This window comes from Achromobacter sp. NPDC008082 (genome assembly GCF_042957345.1).
GTDB lineage: Bacteria > Pseudomonadota > Gammaproteobacteria > Burkholderiales > Burkholderiaceae_B > Achromobacter > Achromobacter kerstersii_A.
The window spans coordinates 547,780-562,598 of sequence record NZ_JBIBIB010000006.1 but is presented as its reverse complement, the minus strand read 5'-3'; the positions used below and the strand labels follow the sequence as shown (position 1 = coordinate 562,598).

Genomic DNA, 14,819 nt, shown 5'->3' with positions numbered 1-14,819 from the left:
CGGGTATCGGGAAGCAAGAGGAATCGGGCTTGACCGGATTGAAGCACGCGCCTTTGCCTTGCGGCAATAAAAAAGCCCCGCACGTTACCGTGCAGGGCTTTTCGCCAAGCAGAAAACCGGCTGAATTACTTCAGCTTGGTTTCCTTGTAGTCAACGTGCTTGCGAGCGACCGGATCAAATTTCTTGATCAGCATCTTCTCGGGCATGTTGCGCTTGTTCTTGGTGGTCGTGTAGAAATGACCCGTGCCGGCGGTCGACTCGAGTTTGATCTTTTCGCGGATACCTTTGGCCATGTCGTGCTCCTAGTATGGTGATTGGGGGCGCCGATTAGGCGGCTTCGCCACGGGCACGCATGTCGGCCAGGACGGCGTCGATGCCGTTCTTGTCGATCGTGCGGATGGCCTTGGCCGAAACGCGCAGGCGGACCCAGCGGTTTTCGGATTCAACCCAGAACCGGCGCGATTGCAGGTTGGGCAGGAAGCGACGCTTGGTCTTGTTGTTCGCGTGCGAAACATTGTTGCCCACCATCGGGCCTTTGCCGGTCACTTGGCATACGCGTGCCATGGATGCACCTCTTTATGTCGTTCTTGTCGCGCATCGCTAGGGGGGTAGACAGGGTTTTAGCCGCCGGGCTGTGAAGTAAGCGCAATGTGTTGCCTGTTGCGCTGCCTTTGCCGGCCACCCAGTCTTAGTGGATGAGGGGGATCGGAATCCGCCCGTGCTTATACCCGCTGCCTGCACCCGCTGCATCTATCGCTGCAGATTCGGTTGGAATCTTGCTATGCGCGGTTGGGGTCAGAGTGCTGAACTACAAAGCATAGTAGATCAGCACGGGAAACTTCATGTGAAGACTTCGATTCTAATACGAAAAACGCAAGGAAATCAAGCGGCAGTGCTCAAGCGGTGTGGCTTTGCGCCACACGGCCCGACAGCCAGGACAGGCAGGCGCAGGTCGCCAGCGTGGTGGTCAGGGGCAGGGCGCTGTCCGTTTGCCAGGCGCTGACGGCAAAACCGGCCAGCGCGCCGCAGGACAATTGCAGCGTCCCCAATAAGGCAGACGCCGCACCCAGCCGCTTGCCTTGCTCCGACAGCGCCAGCGCCGCCGAATTGGGGTTCACGAAACCCTGACTACCCATATAGCTGATCAAGCACAGCATCAAAAGGGGTAAGGTCATCCAGCCGGCGAGCGTCAGCGCGACCGCCACCAGGCTGGCCAGCGCCAGCGACGTCAGCGCCTTGCGTTGCAGCTGGCGGGGTTTGTACGTGCGCAGCAGGCGGGCGCTGATCTGCGAACAGATGATCAGCGACAGCGCGTTGGTGCCAAACAGCAGGCCGTAATACTGCGGCGGCACGCCATACAGTTCGATGAAAACGCGCGGCGATCCAATGATGTAGGCGAACATGCCCGCCTGCCCAAAGCCGCCCGCCAGGCTGTGCGCCATGAAGCCCCGATGCCGGAACAGGTCGCGGTAGTTGCGCAGGATGGTGCTCCAGCGCAGCGGCACCACGCGCTCGGGCGCAAGCGATTCCTTCATGATTTTCGCCACGGCGAACATCAGCATCGCGCCGCCGGCAAGCATGATCCAGAACAGGCTGCGCCACGACGCGATGGCCAGCAACTGCCCGCCAGCAAGCGGCGCAAGAATCGGGGCCAGGCCCATGATCAGCATCAGCAGCGACATCGCGCGCGCCGCTTCATGGGTTTCGTAATGGTCGCGGATCACCGCACGCGGAATCACGATGCCCGCCGCGCCGCCCATGGCCTGCACGACGCGCCAGCCGGTCAGCGCTTCGACGGAACCCGACAGCGCACACCCCAGCGAGGCCACCATGAACAGCGCCAGCCCCACCATCAGCGGCGGCTTGCGGCCGTAGCGGTCGGCCATCGGGCCGTAGAACACTTGCGCCAGCGCCAGGCCGATCAGGTAGGCCGCCAGCGTGCGTTCGACATCGCCGCGCGGCACGCCCAGGTTCGCCGCAATGGTCGGGAACGCGGGCAGGTACATGTCGATGGCGAACGGGCCGATCGCCGTCAGCGCGCCCATAAGAATGAGCCAGCCGGGCAGACCGGAGCGGGAAGCGGGTGATGGGGGCATTGTGATCGCGGTAAAGCGCAGAGGTGTCGCGCAAAAACCGTGCGCAAAATCCGTCCGCAGAGACAGGGCGCGGATGCGTTTGTTGCAGGGTTTGCGCCAAGCCAGCGACTTTATCACGGGCAACCTGACACGCAAATTTAAGCTGTTTTCCGATAAAGTCGTTGGCGTCCGACCGTGTTCAGAGGAGAGGCCGTGAATCCTTTGTTGTCTGTTGTGGAACGCAAACTCGCCGCGTTGCCCGTCACCGTCCAACTCGTTCTGCCTGATGGCGTGGTGCTGGGTCCGCCCGACCCGCGCGTGCGTTTCGTCACGCACGACAAGACGGCGCTGGCCCATCTGGCCGAAGGCGCGGTGGGCGTGCTGGGGCAGGACTACGTCGAAGGCCGTATCGATATCGAAGGCAATATGCGCGATGTGATGGCCGCGGCGTCGGCGCTGATGCCGGGGTCTCCGGTTGACGCGGCGCGCGGCGGCTGGCTGACGGAACTGGTGCGCAAAGTGATGTCGGTGTGGCGCCACTCGATTGAGCGGGACGCCAAGCAGATCGAATTCCATTACGACCTGTCAGACGATTTCTACGCCTTGTGGCTGGACCCGCGCCGGGTCTATTCCTGCGCGTACTACCGCACGCCGGACATGACGCTGGCGCAGGCGCAGGAAGCCAAGCTCGACCACATCTGCCGCAAATTGCGCCTGCATGCCGGCGAGCGGTTTCTTGACGTGGGGGCGGGGTGGGGCGGCTTGCTGCTGTGGGCGGCCGAGCATTACGGCGTGGACGCCACCGGCATCACGCTGTCGCGCAACCAGCACGCGCACGTGACCAAACTGATTCAGGAAAAAGGCCTGGCGGGCCGCGTCCGCATGGAACTGCTGGACTACCGCAAGCTGGATGAGTCCCAGCCCTATGACAAGATTGCCTCGGTGGGCATGTTCGAGCACGTGGGCCGCGCGCAGCTGGAAGGCTATTTCGCCAAATTGCGCCGCCTGCTCAAACCGGGCGGCCTGATCATGAACCATGGCATCACCGCGGCCGGCGTCTACAACGCCGAGCTGGGCAACGGCATGGGCGAATTTATCGAAAAATACATCTTCCCCGGCGGCGAGCTCACCCACATCAGCGTCGTCATGGAAGCCATGACCAATGGCGGCCTGGAGGAAGTGGACATCGAAAACCTGCGGCCGCATTACGCGCGCACGCTGTGGGCCTGGAGCGACGCGCTGGAAGCCCGCTTGCCCGAAGCCGCGCAGGTATTAGGCGGCGAGCAGGGCGCGCGGTCGTTGCGGGCGTACCGCCTGTATCTGGCCGGCTGCGCCATGGCGTTCGAGCACGGCTGGATTGCGCTGCACCAGATCTTGGGCCAACCGCCCGCCACTGGCCGCCCGGACGAACTCGACAACCCCGCCGACCTCTCCTACCCCTGGCGGCGCGACTATATGTATAGCGGCGAACGCTGAAAGTCGGACGGAATCAGGGTAGATATCGGACACGGATAACGGACACGGATTACGGACACGGATAACGGCCACAAGATTGGCTTGATCCTGCAACCCGGCCAGAATCAACGCGGAAGTGGCAAGGCTGGGGTGAATTGAACGGGGGAAGTGGCAGAGCCCCGCGGTCGCGGCGTGGGCTGTCTGCCTCGTCCGATGCTGCACTGCATTATTTCTGCAAACCGGTCGCCGTGCTACCCGTTTAGAAGCCGATCCCCGCGTCCATTCCCCGCCGCTCCTGGCTGAATTCCACCTGAATTTATGCTCAGAAAGAGCTTAAAACGGCAATTTTCTGGCCGTTTGAAACGCCCTGAATGTACGAATAAGAACATAATATTTACTGAATGTATCGTCGTTTTTGACCCAATATTCTCCAGGGGAAATTCGCAATTTGCCTCGGTTGACTCCGGGTAATCCCGTACATATTTTCTTGGGAATGTATCTGTTTCATTCACCCTGGGGCTTGGGCGGCGCAGCAATTTCGTTTAAGATGCTGCCTTCTTCGTTCAGTTTGTTCACTTTCTGTGGGTTTTCAAAAACCGCGTTTTTGAAACCTCTGTCTTGCAAGACTCCGCACCTTTGCGGTTCCTCTTGTCGCTAGTGTCGGTTTGTATTGGCGGTTCTGCCCGTCTTCCGCACAACCCCCTTAGCTCCATGGCACTTCCGGGCCAGACCCGGCGTGTGTCCCTGAACCTATGGAGGCAAAAGCCAATGCGTTTTACCCCTGTCAAGACCCTGGCCGCCGCGGCCGTTCTGTTTGCGTTTGCCGGTGCAGCCCAAGCTGCCGACGCGCCGCAATGTGAAATCAAGCGTCCGGTCAATTTCGGCGCCATGAACTGGGAATCCAACCTGGTCCTCGTGGATGTCGAACGTTTCATCATGGAAAAGGGCTACGGTTGCAAAACCGAAACTCTGCCGACGGAAACGCTGCCTGCCCTGGCGGCGCTTGAGCGCGGCGATCTGGATATCAATACCGAGATTTGGCTGAACAGCGTGGCCGAACCTTGGGAACGCGCTGAAAAGACCGGCAAGGTCAAGCGCATCGGCGACCTCTACATGGGCGCCGAAGGCTGGTACATCCCGCGCTACACGGCTGAACGCCTGCCTGAACTCAAGTCCGCGGCCGACCTGCCGAAGTTCAAGGACAAGTTCAAGGACCCGGAAGAACCCGGCAAGGGCCGCTTCTACGGCTGCCCGGCGGGCTGGGGCTGCGAAGTCACCAGCAATAATCTCTTCCACGCCTTGAAGCTGGACGATTCCTACACGCTGTACTCGCCCGGCACGGGCGCGGCGCAAAAGGCGGCGCTGATGTCGGCCTACAAGCGCAAGCAGAACGTCGTCTTCTACTACTGGTCGCCCACGCCGCTGGTTGGCGCGATGGATCTGGTCAAGCTCGACATGCCGCCCTACGACGCCGAAAAGCACAAGTGCCTGACGTCGCCCAAGTGCGCCAAGCCCGAGGCCAGCGCCTATCCTGACAACCCTGTCTTCACCGCGGTGAACACCAAGTTCTCCGAAGAAGCCCCGACGCTGACCGCGTTCCTGTCGAAGGTCTCGGTGCCGCTGCCGGTGATCAACGAAACCCTGGCCCACATGGAAGAGTCTGGTGACGATTCCAACACGGTGGCCAAGTGGTTCCTGAAGAACAAGCCCGATGTCTGGACCAAGTGGGTCCCCGCAGACGTCGCCGGGCGCGTCCAAAGCGCGCTGTAACGTAACGTGGTGCTGGTTTCGCGCCCTGGTGGCGCGTGCCGGCCCGGCCAGCGGGACGAGTTCCCGCCAGCCGGGCATCCCCGAAGGGAAAGCCCTTTAGGAAGCGCCCTGAAAAGGGAAGCCCTGAGTAGGCAAGCCCCTGAGGGAAGAGCCCCTAAGGGAAGAGCCCCTAAGGGAAAAAGCCCCGTGGCGGGCATCTCGCCCTGGGTTTTTTCCCCTGGGACGGCCGTTTGCCGGACGCATGCGTTCGGAAGCAAGCACATGGCGCCGCCCCTTCCAGCAGCCGGTTTCCAACCGGAAGTGTCCCGGCTGCATGGACATCCGATTACTCGGAATGCGTGGCGGCGGCTGCCACCAAGCGCCCCAGAATGGAGTCAAAGATATGTTTCCTGAAATTATTCCCGCCCGTCAGGTCAGGGCGGCGATCGACGGGTTCGTCGATCACCTGGTCACCAATTACGCGGACACGCTCGAGACCCTGTCTCAGCCGGTGCTGCACGCCTTGGTGTGGCTTGAACAAGTGTTGCGCAGCTCGCCCTGGTGGGCCGTGGTGGGCGTGACGATCGCCATCGCCTATGGCGTCAGCCGCCGTATCGGCCTGAGCCTGGCGATGGGTGCGCTGCTGTGCGTCATCGGCGTGCTGGGCTTGTGGGACGCCGGCATGCAGACGCTGGCGCTGATGATCATGGCCGCCGGCCTGTCGGTTGTGATCGGCATTCCGTTGGGTGTGCTGATGGCGCGTGTGAACTGGCTGCGTTCCATCATGCTGCCCGTGCTGGACGTGATGCAGACCATGCCCAGCTTCGTGTACCTGATTCCGGTTGTGATGCTGTTTGGCCTGGGCAAGATTCCCGCCATCATCGCCACCGTGATCTACGCCGTGCCGCCGCTGATCCGCCTGACCGACCTGGGCATCCGCCTGGTCGACCGCGAAGTGCTGGAAGCGTCGCGCGCGTTCGGCGCCAATCCGCGCCAGCAACTCTTTGGCGTGCAGTTGCCGCTGGCGCTGCCCAACATCATGGCCGGTATCAACCAGACCACGATGATGGCGCTGTCGATGGTGGTGATTGCGTCGATGATCGGCGCACGCGGCCTGGGCTATGAAGTGCTGCTGGGGATCAACCGTCTGGAAGTGGGCCGTGGCCTGTTGGCAGGCTTGGGTATCGTGGTGCTGGCCGTGCTGTTCGACCGGATCACGCAATCGTATGGACAGCGCATGCGCATGGGAGGCCAGCGATGAGCAAGATCGAAGTCAAGAACATCTACAAGGTCTTTGGATCGCATCCGAAGAAGTGGCTGGAAGCGGCCCAGGGCGGCATGAGCAAGGAACAGCTGTTGGCCGAAAGCGGCCACACGCTGGGCCTGCGCGACATCAGCCTGTCGATTGAAGAAGGCAGCATCTACGTCATCATGGGCTTGTCGGGTTCCGGCAAGTCGACGCTGATCCGTCACTTCAACCGCCTGATCGAACCCAGCGCCGGCCACATCCAGGTCGACGGTGTGGACGTTGTCAGCCTGAACAAGCGCGACCTGGAAGTCTTCCGTCAAAAGAAGATGAGCATGGTGTTCCAGCGCTTTGGCCTGTTCCCGCACCGCACCGTGCTGGACAACGCCGCGTATGGCCTGACCGTGCAGGGCGTGGGCAAGGCGGAACGCGAAAAGCGCGCCCGTGACTGGCTTGAGCAAGTGGGCCTGGCCGGTTTTGAAAACCAGTACCCGCATCAGTTGTCGGGCGGCATGCAACAACGTGTGGGCCTGGCGCGTGCGCTGGCGACCGACGCCGAAATTCTGCTGATGGACGAAGCGTTCTCCGCACTGGACCCGCTGATCCGCCGCGAAATGCAGGATCAGCTGCTGCAACTGCAAGCCAAGCTGAACAAGACCATCGTGTTCATCACGCATGATCTGGACGAAGCGCTGCGCCTGGGCAACCGCATCGCCATCCTGAAGGACGGCGAACTGGTGCAGGAAGGCACGCCGGAAGACATTCTGCTGAATCCGGCTAACGACTATGTGCAATCGTTCTTGCAGGACGTGAACCGCACCAAGGTGCTCAACGCCACGCACGCCGTGAACCCGGCGCGCCTGACCTTGACCATGCGTTCGCGCCCCGCGCACGCGCTGGACCGCATGCGCGCCATGGACTACCAGTACGCGCCGGTGCTGGACGGCAAGCGTCTGGCCGGTGTGCTGACGGCGTTGGCGGCCGAGCAGGCCATCGAGCAAGGCGCCCGCGATGTGTCGCGCTTTGTCGAGGACCTGGCCTCGGTGCCCGCCACCGCCGGCCTGGGCGAAGTGCTGGCCCAATTGGTGCACAGCGACCAGCCGGTTGCCGTTACGGGCGAAGACGACGAGTTCCTGGGCATGTTGTCGCGCAAGAAGGTCGTGGAACTGGTGACGCCTGCGCTGACCGAGTCCGCGCCTGCGGAAGCCGCCGCCAGCGAGCTCGAAGGCCAGCCCGTGCCCGAACACCGCGGCGAAGCGGCCTGACGCTGACGGTGGGGTGAAGCGGTGCGCGCTGGAATGACGCATCCCACCGCCACCGTTGAACGATGCGTCCCGGAATCGCGCATCGTCCCCGCCAAGCTTGACCCTGTTGCCCGCATGCAAACCCCTGCATGCGGGCAAAGTCGTTTTATGATGGCTGGCCGGTCAGTTCGGCCGGTTTCTCCCATTCGGATTATCGGAAGCCGTCATGCCCATTTTGAATGTCCAGATCCTGCAAGGCCACTCGGCCGCTCAGAAAGCCGCGCTGTTGACGGCCGCCTCGAATGCGGTCGTCGAGAGCATCGCCGCGCCGCTGCCCAGCGTGCGGATCGTGTTGCAGGAAGTGCCTGCCGAGAACGTGATCGTGGCCGGTGAAATCGGCAAGCGCATGGTGCGTGTGGACGTGGCGCTGATCGAAGGCCGCGACGAAGCCAAGAAGGCGGCGCTGATCGCGGCGTTGAACCAGGCCGTGTGCACCAGCATCGACATCTCGGGCGAAGACGTGCGCGTCCTGATCCGCGACGTGCCCAAGGTCGACATGGGCGTGGCCAACGGCATCAGCGCCAAAGCCGCCGGCCGTTAAGCCCACGCACCCGCCGTCCGCTTACTGCATCTTCAGGCCCAGTTCGGCCACGAAGTGTTTTTCTTCCGCCACCTGACGGACGGCGTATTCGGTGTAGGCCGCACTGTCCATCAGCATGTGCGGCTGATCCGCATTTTCCAGCGCGCGGTTGTATTCCGGATCTCGGGACGCGCGGTGGAACGCTTTTTGCAGCACCGCCACCACCTTCGGGTCCATCCCCTTCGGCCCCGCGATGCCCACGGGGTTCGACGCAATGATGGGGTAGCCCAGTTCGGTCAGCGTGGGCACCTCAGGCACGCGTTTGGCGCGCGCCTCGCCCATCACCGCCAACAGGCGCGCCTTGCCGGTGTCGATCATCGGCCCCCATCCGGCGTCCGACACCATCTGGATGTGGCCGCCTAACAGTGCAGTCGTTTCTTCCGCCGCGCCCTTGTACGGAATGAAGTTGAAGCGCACGCCCGTCAACCGCGACAGGCGTTCGATGGCGATGCGGCCCGAGCCGCCCGCACCGGTGCCGCCATAACTGACCTGATCCGGATTCGCGCGCGCGTGCGCGATCAGCTCGTCCAGCGTTTTCCACGGCGCATCCTGGCGCACGACGATGCCGTAGGAATACGCCGTCATGCACGCCACGTAGGTGAAGTCCGTGAGCGGGTCGTAGTTCACCTGTTGCAGGAACGGATAGCGGAACAGCGTGCCGACCACGACGGATACCGTGTAGCCATCGGGGGCGGTGGTGTGCGCCATCGCCGCCGGGCCTAGCGTGCCGCCGGCGCCGGGGCGGTTGGCGATGATGACCGTCTGCCCCAATTCACGCGAGGCCGCGACGGCCAGTGCGCGCATCTGCGTGTCGGTGGCGCCGCCCGCGGGAAACGGCACGATCAGCGTGATGGGGCGCGTGGGGAAGGGGGCCGCGCGCGCGGGCTTGGCCAGCGTCAGCGCGGCGGGCAGCGCCAGCCCCAACTTCAGCAGGCTGCGGCGTCCGGGCGAGGCGGTGCTGCGAGGATGATCAGTCATGGTTGTCTCCGTCCTGATTGTTATGGGTACAGCGGGTCTTTGGCAGCGCCACTTGTCACGGCGGCATCCCGGCGCGGCGGTGCGCGTTAGCGCGCAATGCCGCGCTCGGTCAGGCTGGCGATGCCGGCATCGTCGTAGCCGGCTTCGCGCAGAATCTGATCGGTGTGTTCGCCGGGCAGCGGGGCCTGGCGATGAATCGCAAATTGAAAGCCCGACATCTTCACGGGGCTGGCGATGTGCGCGCCGGGGCCATAGACCTCGTGGCGCGTGTGATGCACCATGCCGCGCGCATTGAAGTGCGGATGCGCCAGGCTGTCAGACAGGGTCAGTACGGGCGACACGCAGCAGTCGGCGCCCTCAAACCATGCCACCCAATGCGCCAGCGGCCGCGAACCGAACAGGCGTTGCAACTCGCCTTTCACGTACGCCTGTTGCGCGGCGCGGTCGTCGCGGTGCAGCGCAATCAGGTCGGGCCGGTCCAGCCGGCGGCACAAGGTGTCCCAGAATTTTGGCTCCAGCGCCGCCACCGCCAGATAACGCCCGTCTTGCGTGCGGTACTGGCCGTAACACGCCAGCGCGCCCGACAGCGTATCGCCGCCGCACGGGCGCGTATGGCCATGCGCGTTCAACGTGGCCAAGGGCACTACCGCAGCGGCCAGCAGGCCATCGGCAATGGCGATGTCGATGTAACGGCCCCGGCCCGTGCGCTGCGCATCCACCAGCGCGGCCAGAATGCCCATCACCGCTGTCAATGATCCCCCCAGAATGTCGGCGACCGGCAGGTTTGACAGCGCGGGCTGATCCGGCCCGCACCCCATTTGATCCGCCACGCCGGCGTAGGCCGAATAGTTCAAGTCGTGTCCGGCCGCATTCCGCTGGGGGCCATCCTGGCCGTAGCCCGTGATGCTGCAATACACCAAGCGCGGATTGTGCCGGGACAAGGTGTCGTAATCCGCTTTCAATCGCGCCGTCACACCGGGCCGGAAACTCTCGATCAGTACGTCGGCGCTGCGCACCAATGCGGCCAGCGCCGCTTGCCCGTCGGGGTGTTTCAAGTCCAGCCGCAAGCCCCGCTTGTTGCGGTTGCACACGGCGCGCAAGGCGGGCGGCGCGTAATCGCCTGCCTGCGTGTCTTCGATCTTGATCACGTCCGCGCCCAGGTCGGCCAGGTATTGCGCGCCCAGCGGGCCGGGCAATAAACGCGACAGGTCCAGGATCTTGATGCCCGCAAGCGGGGCGGTGTTCGGCGTATCCAAAGAGGGACTCCGGTAAATACGAAGAGGCGGCCAGTCAGGGGCGCGATCCAGTCTAGGCGCGGCTTTGCGGCGAACCAATGGCGAAATCGCTGATTCCACTTGGCGGGAATGCTCATGCCGGGCATTCCTTGCCGCCATGGCTTTGGCTACCATCGGCGCTACCGGTGCTCGCCAAGCCGTAGGAATCCGCCATGACGCATCACACCATTGCCGTCGGGCATATCGCCCAGATCCTGCAAGGCGCGCGCAGCCGGGGCGTGGATGTTGATCGCGTCCTGTTGCGCGCCGACGTGCCGCCTGCGCTGTTGCAGGCGCCGATGGCGCGCGTGTCGCAAGCGCAGTTCGCGCAGATATTGCGGATGCTGCGGCGCGCCACCCGTGACGATTTTCTGGGTATGGGACAACACCCGGTGCCGCTGGGCGTGTTCGCGCATGCGTGCCGGCTGGCCTTGCAGGAAGCCACCATCGGTGATGCGCTGCGCGTGGCGTTCCGGTACTACCACGGCGTGCTGCGCGACTTCACCGCCCGCCTGCGCGTAACAGGCGACGCCGCCCACATCGTGCTGGACGCTCGCGGCGCGCGCCGCTGCACGCAGTGGTACGGCGAGCGCACCTTTCTGTTCTTCACGCTGGGCGTGGCCAACTGGCTGGCCGCGCGCCGCATTCCGATTCTGGGCGTGGACTACAACGGCGGCACCCGCAGCGCCGATGCGCACAAGGTGTTCCACGCGCCGGTGCGCTATGGCCAGCCGGTAACGGGCCTGTGGCTGGCGTCGCGGTGGCTTGCGCTGCCGGTGGTGCAGGACGCGCAATCACTGAAGGCCTTTCTGGCCAATGCGCCGTTCGACCTGCTGGTGAAGTACCAAGACCGCGCCACGCTCACCGACCGCATCCGGCGGCTGTTGCGCAATGACCTGTCGGCCGATCTGCCGTCGCTCGCGCAAATCAGCGCGCAGCTGTCGATGACGCCGCAAACGCTCAGGCGGCATCTGCGCGAAGAGGGCCAAGGCTTCCAGGTGCTGAAGGATGACTTGCGGCGCGATGCGGCGGTGGAGTATCTGGGGCGGCATGATTTGTCTTTGATGGACATCGCCGAGCGCCTGGGCTTTTCGGAATCCAGCACGTTCCATCGTGCGTTCAAGAAATGGACAGGCGTGTCGCCGGGCGAATACCGGCGCAATCAACTGGTGTGCGGCCCCCGCGCGTCCGCTGACACTTTCCGCCAATCGATTTGACGCCTGCGGCCATTGCCGCCATGCGCGCCCGGCGGGAAGCTAGGGGCTCGTCAAGGGCTGGGCAGAAGACTGCTGGCCAGACAGCACAGCGGGCCACTGAGACCCGCGCCGCAGGAGACAACGGTGATGTATCTGACGCAAAGCCTGCACCGCGCCTGCAGGCTGCATCCGGGCAAGACCGCGTTGCGCGAAGGCGCGCAGCGATGGACGTATCCCGAACTGCTGGACTGGGCCGCGCGCAAGGCCGCCGTGTTGCGCGCCAGCGGGGTGCAGCCGGGTGACCGCGTCGCGTTGTTGGGCGTGAACAGCGCCGCCTATGTGTCGTCGATGCTGGCGTGCTGGTGGCTGGGCGCGGCGATTCAACCCTTGAATACGCGCTGGAGCTGCGCGGAGCTTAAGCAAGGGCTGGCAGACGGCGCACCGCGCCTGCTGTTGGTGGACGACGCGCTGGCGTCGCGCCTGGAAGAAATCACCCCGCCGTCTTCCACGCAGACCCTGTCGTTCGCGGCGGTGCAAACGCAAGCCGAATCCGCCGCGCCGCTTGAGGATCTGCGCGCGGGCGGCGACACGCTGGCCGCCATCTTGTACACCGGCGGCACCACCGGCTTTCCCAAAGGCGCGATGCTGACGCACGCCAACCTATGGAGCGCCGCCGTCGCCAGACTGGCCACGGTGCCCACCGACGCAGACAGCTGCGTGCTGCTGGTGGCGCCGCTGTTTCATGTGGCGGGGCTGGGGCGCTTGATGGGTCAGTTGCTGGCGGGCGGCTCGGTGGTGATGCAGCGCGGCTTCAACCCCAAGGCGGTGCTGCAATCCTTGCAAGATGACGGCGTGTCCGAAGTGCTGCTCGTGCCCAGCATGATCCAGATGCTGCTGGATGACCCTGATTTCTCACGCTATCGCCTGGACGGCGTCCAGCGCGTGATCTGGGGCGCATCACCGATTGCCCCCGCCTTGCTCGACCGCGCCCTGGCCGCATTTCCACAAGCGGAATTCGTACACGCGTACGGCATGACCGAAACTTCGGCGCTGGTCGCCATTCACCGCCACGTGCGCCAGGGCGGTGCGCGCATGCACTCCGTGGGCCGGCCCGCCGTGGGCGTCGAAGTGCGCATCCTGACGCCCGATGGAAAAGAGGCTGCCGTTAACCACGTAGGCGAACTTGCCGTGCGCGGCCCCATGGTGATCTCGGGCTACTGGAACCTGCCCGACGCCACCGCCAGCGCGTTCTTACAGGGGTGGCTGTTGACGGGAGACGCCGCGCGCCTGGACGAAGACGGCTACCTGCATGTGGTAGACCGCCTGAAAGACATGATCGTCAGCGGCGGCGAAAACGTCTACGCCGCTGAAGTCGAGGCCGCGCTGGCGCAGCACGCGTCGGTGGCGCGCTGCGCCGTGATCGGCGTGCCGCACGAACGCTGGGGTGAAGCCGTACACGCCGTGATCGTGCCGCGTGCGGGCCATGCCCTGGATGCGGACGCGTTGCGCGCGCATTGCCGCCCGTTGCTGGCCACCTACAAATGCCCCAAGAGCTATGAATTCCGCAACGAACTGCCGATGTCGGCCGCCGGAAAAGTCTTGAAGTCCGTGCTACGGCAAGGCCATGAACCCCCGCGTGCGGCATTGGCCGCCACGACCCCACAGGAGAAGCAGGCATGAATCGAAAAGTATGGGTAGCCGGCGTCGGCATGATCCCGTTCAGCAAACCCGGCGCAAGCGATCCCTATTCCGTGATGGGCATGCGCGCGGTGCGCGAAGCCTTGACCGATGCCGGCGTGCCTTACGACGCCGTGCAACAGGCTTACGCGGGCTACGTGTATGGCGACTCCACCTCCGGCCAGGCGGTGGTGTATGGCGTGGGCCTGACCGGTATTCCAGTCTTCAATGTGAACAACAATTGCGCCAGCGGGTCGTCGGCCTTGTTCCTGGCACGTCAGGCCGTGGAGAGCGGCGCGGTGGAATGCGCACTGGCGGTAGGCTTTGAGCAGATGGTGCCGGGCGCGCTGAAGGGCGTGTACGAAGACCGGCCGTCGCCGCTCACCGAATTCGTGTCGTCAATGGAGGGCCTGCAAGGCTATGACACCGGCAAGCCGCGCGCCGCGCAATTCTTTGGCGGCGCCGGGCGCGACTATATGAAAGAACACGGCATCCGCGCCGACACGTTCGCGCGCATCTCGGTCAAGGCGCGCCAGCACGCCGCGCGCAATCCGTACGCCGTGTTCCGCCAGACCGTCACGTTGGACGAAGTGCTTGCCGCGCCCATGATCTTTGATCCGTTGACGCGCCTGCAATGCTGCCCGCCTACGTGCGGCGCGGCGGCCGCCATTCTGTGTTCGGAAGATTTCGCACGCCGCCACGGCTTGAGTCCCGCCGTCAGCATCGCCGCGCAAGCCATGACGACCGACACCCCCTCCACCTTTGGCGAGCAAGACATGCGCAAACTCGTCGGCGCCGACATGACGCGCGCCGCGGCGGATCAGGTCTACGAGGCGGCAGGCGTGGACCCGGCCGACATCGACGTGGTGGAACTGCATGACTGCTTCACCGCAAACGAGCTGATCACCTACGAAGGCCTGCGCCTGACGCCCGAAGGCACCGCCGAAAAATTCATTGTCGATGGCGACAACACCTACGGCGGCCGCGTCGTCACCAATCCGTCCGGCGGCCTCTTGTCCAAGGGCCATCCGCTGGGCGCAACGGGCTTGGCGCAATGCACGGAGCTCGTGTGGCAGTTGCGCGGGCAGGCCGACCTGCGACAGGTGGAAGGCGCAAGGCTGGCGTTGCAGCACAACCTGGGGCTGGGCGGCGCATGTGTCGTGACGCTGTATCAAGCGGCCTGATCGCAGCGGCCTGATCGCAGCGGCCTGATCGCAGCCGCCAGATGCCAGCGGCCAGATGCATCAGGCCTGCTCCCAGCCCCCCCCTCAGTCAACAACAAGGA

The 14,819-nt window shown here is 64.2% G+C and carries 13 protein-coding genes; 8 read left to right on the top strand and 5 right to left on the bottom strand.

Annotated features, from left to right (window positions below; genetic code table 11):
- Positions 1-125: 125 nt before the first annotated feature.
- The 3 genes from rpmG to ACFZAI_RS26155 all read right to left on the bottom strand — a co-directional run bounded on the left by rpmG (position 126) and on the right by ACFZAI_RS26155 (position 2,045).
- On the bottom strand, positions 126-293 hold the full coding sequence (gene rpmG, locus ACFZAI_RS26165; RefSeq protein WP_003810296.1) for a 50S ribosomal protein L33: 168 nt from the start codon (positions 291-293) through the stop codon (positions 126-128).
- A 34-nt stretch (positions 294-327) separates the two neighbouring features.
- Positions 328-564, bottom strand: coding sequence for a 50S ribosomal protein L28 (gene rpmB, locus ACFZAI_RS26160; RefSeq protein WP_054427120.1), 237 nt, complete (start codon positions 562-564; stop codon positions 328-330).
- Positions 565-896: 332 nt separating this feature from the next.
- Positions 897-2,045 carry a Bcr/CflA family multidrug efflux MFS transporter gene (locus ACFZAI_RS26155; protein WP_391569676.1) on the bottom strand — a complete coding sequence of 383 codons (1,149 nt, stop codon included), beginning with the start codon at positions 2,043-2,045 and terminating at the stop codon, positions 897-899.
- 243 nt (positions 2,046-2,288) lie between these two features.
- On the opposite strand from ACFZAI_RS26155, the gene ACFZAI_RS26150 reads away from it, so the two are divergent.
- From ACFZAI_RS26150 to ACFZAI_RS26130, 5 genes are all read left to right on the top strand, one after another.
- The gene (locus ACFZAI_RS26150) at positions 2,289-3,551 is read left to right on the top strand and encodes a class I SAM-dependent methyltransferase (RefSeq protein WP_391569675.1); all 1,263 of its coding nucleotides are present in this window, start codon (positions 2,289-2,291) and stop codon (positions 3,549-3,551) included.
- 747 nt (positions 3,552-4,298) lie between these two features.
- Positions 4,299-5,300, top strand: a complete 1,002-nt coding sequence (locus ACFZAI_RS26145; protein WP_391569674.1) for an ABC transporter substrate-binding protein — start codon at positions 4,299-4,301, stop codon at positions 5,298-5,300.
- A 382-nt stretch (positions 5,301-5,682) separates the two neighbouring features.
- Positions 5,683-6,540 (top strand): ABC transporter permease, encoded by an 858-nt coding sequence (locus tag ACFZAI_RS26140; protein WP_391569672.1) that lies wholly within the window; start codon positions 5,683-5,685, stop codon positions 6,538-6,540.
- Positions 6,537-7,790, top strand: coding sequence for a glycine betaine/L-proline ABC transporter ATP-binding protein (locus ACFZAI_RS26135; RefSeq protein WP_391569671.1), 1,254 nt, complete (start codon positions 6,537-6,539; stop codon positions 7,788-7,790). Before ACFZAI_RS26140 ends, ACFZAI_RS26135 begins: the two co-directional genes overlap by 4 nt.
- A gap of 205 nt (positions 7,791-7,995) precedes the next feature.
- Positions 7,996-8,370, top strand: a complete 375-nt coding sequence (locus ACFZAI_RS26130; RefSeq protein ID WP_054427127.1) for a tautomerase family protein — start codon at positions 7,996-7,998, stop codon at positions 8,368-8,370.
- A 21-nt stretch (positions 8,371-8,391) separates the two neighbouring features.
- Here the strand turns inward: ACFZAI_RS26130 and ACFZAI_RS26125 are convergent, their stop codons facing one another.
- Positions 8,392-9,387, bottom strand: a complete 996-nt coding sequence (locus ACFZAI_RS26125; RefSeq protein WP_391569670.1) for a tripartite tricarboxylate transporter substrate binding protein — start codon at positions 9,385-9,387, stop codon at positions 8,392-8,394.
- A gap of 86 nt (positions 9,388-9,473) precedes the next feature.
- Positions 9,474-10,643: a CaiB/BaiF CoA transferase family protein gene (locus tag ACFZAI_RS26120; protein WP_391569669.1), complete on the bottom strand. Its 1,170-nt coding sequence runs from the start codon at positions 10,641-10,643 to the stop codon at positions 9,474-9,476.
- Positions 10,644-10,834: 191 nt separating this feature from the next.
- Between ACFZAI_RS26120 and ACFZAI_RS26115 the strand changes: the two genes are divergently transcribed.
- From ACFZAI_RS26115 to ACFZAI_RS26105, 3 genes are all read left to right on the top strand, one after another.
- Positions 10,835-11,878 carry an AraC family transcriptional regulator gene (locus ACFZAI_RS26115; protein WP_391569668.1) on the top strand — a complete coding sequence of 348 codons (1,044 nt, stop codon included), beginning with the start codon at positions 10,835-10,837 and terminating at the stop codon, positions 11,876-11,878.
- Between the two features lie 126 nt (positions 11,879-12,004).
- Positions 12,005-13,537, top strand: a complete 1,533-nt coding sequence (locus ACFZAI_RS26110) for a long-chain fatty acid--CoA ligase (RefSeq protein WP_391569667.1) — start codon at positions 12,005-12,007, stop codon at positions 13,535-13,537.
- Positions 13,534-14,718 carry a lipid-transfer protein gene (locus tag ACFZAI_RS26105; RefSeq protein ID WP_391569666.1) on the top strand — a complete coding sequence of 395 codons (1,185 nt, stop codon included), beginning with the start codon at positions 13,534-13,536 and terminating at the stop codon, positions 14,716-14,718. Before ACFZAI_RS26110 ends, ACFZAI_RS26105 begins: the two co-directional genes overlap by 4 nt.
- The last annotated feature ends 101 nt before the right edge of the window (positions 14,719-14,819 follow it).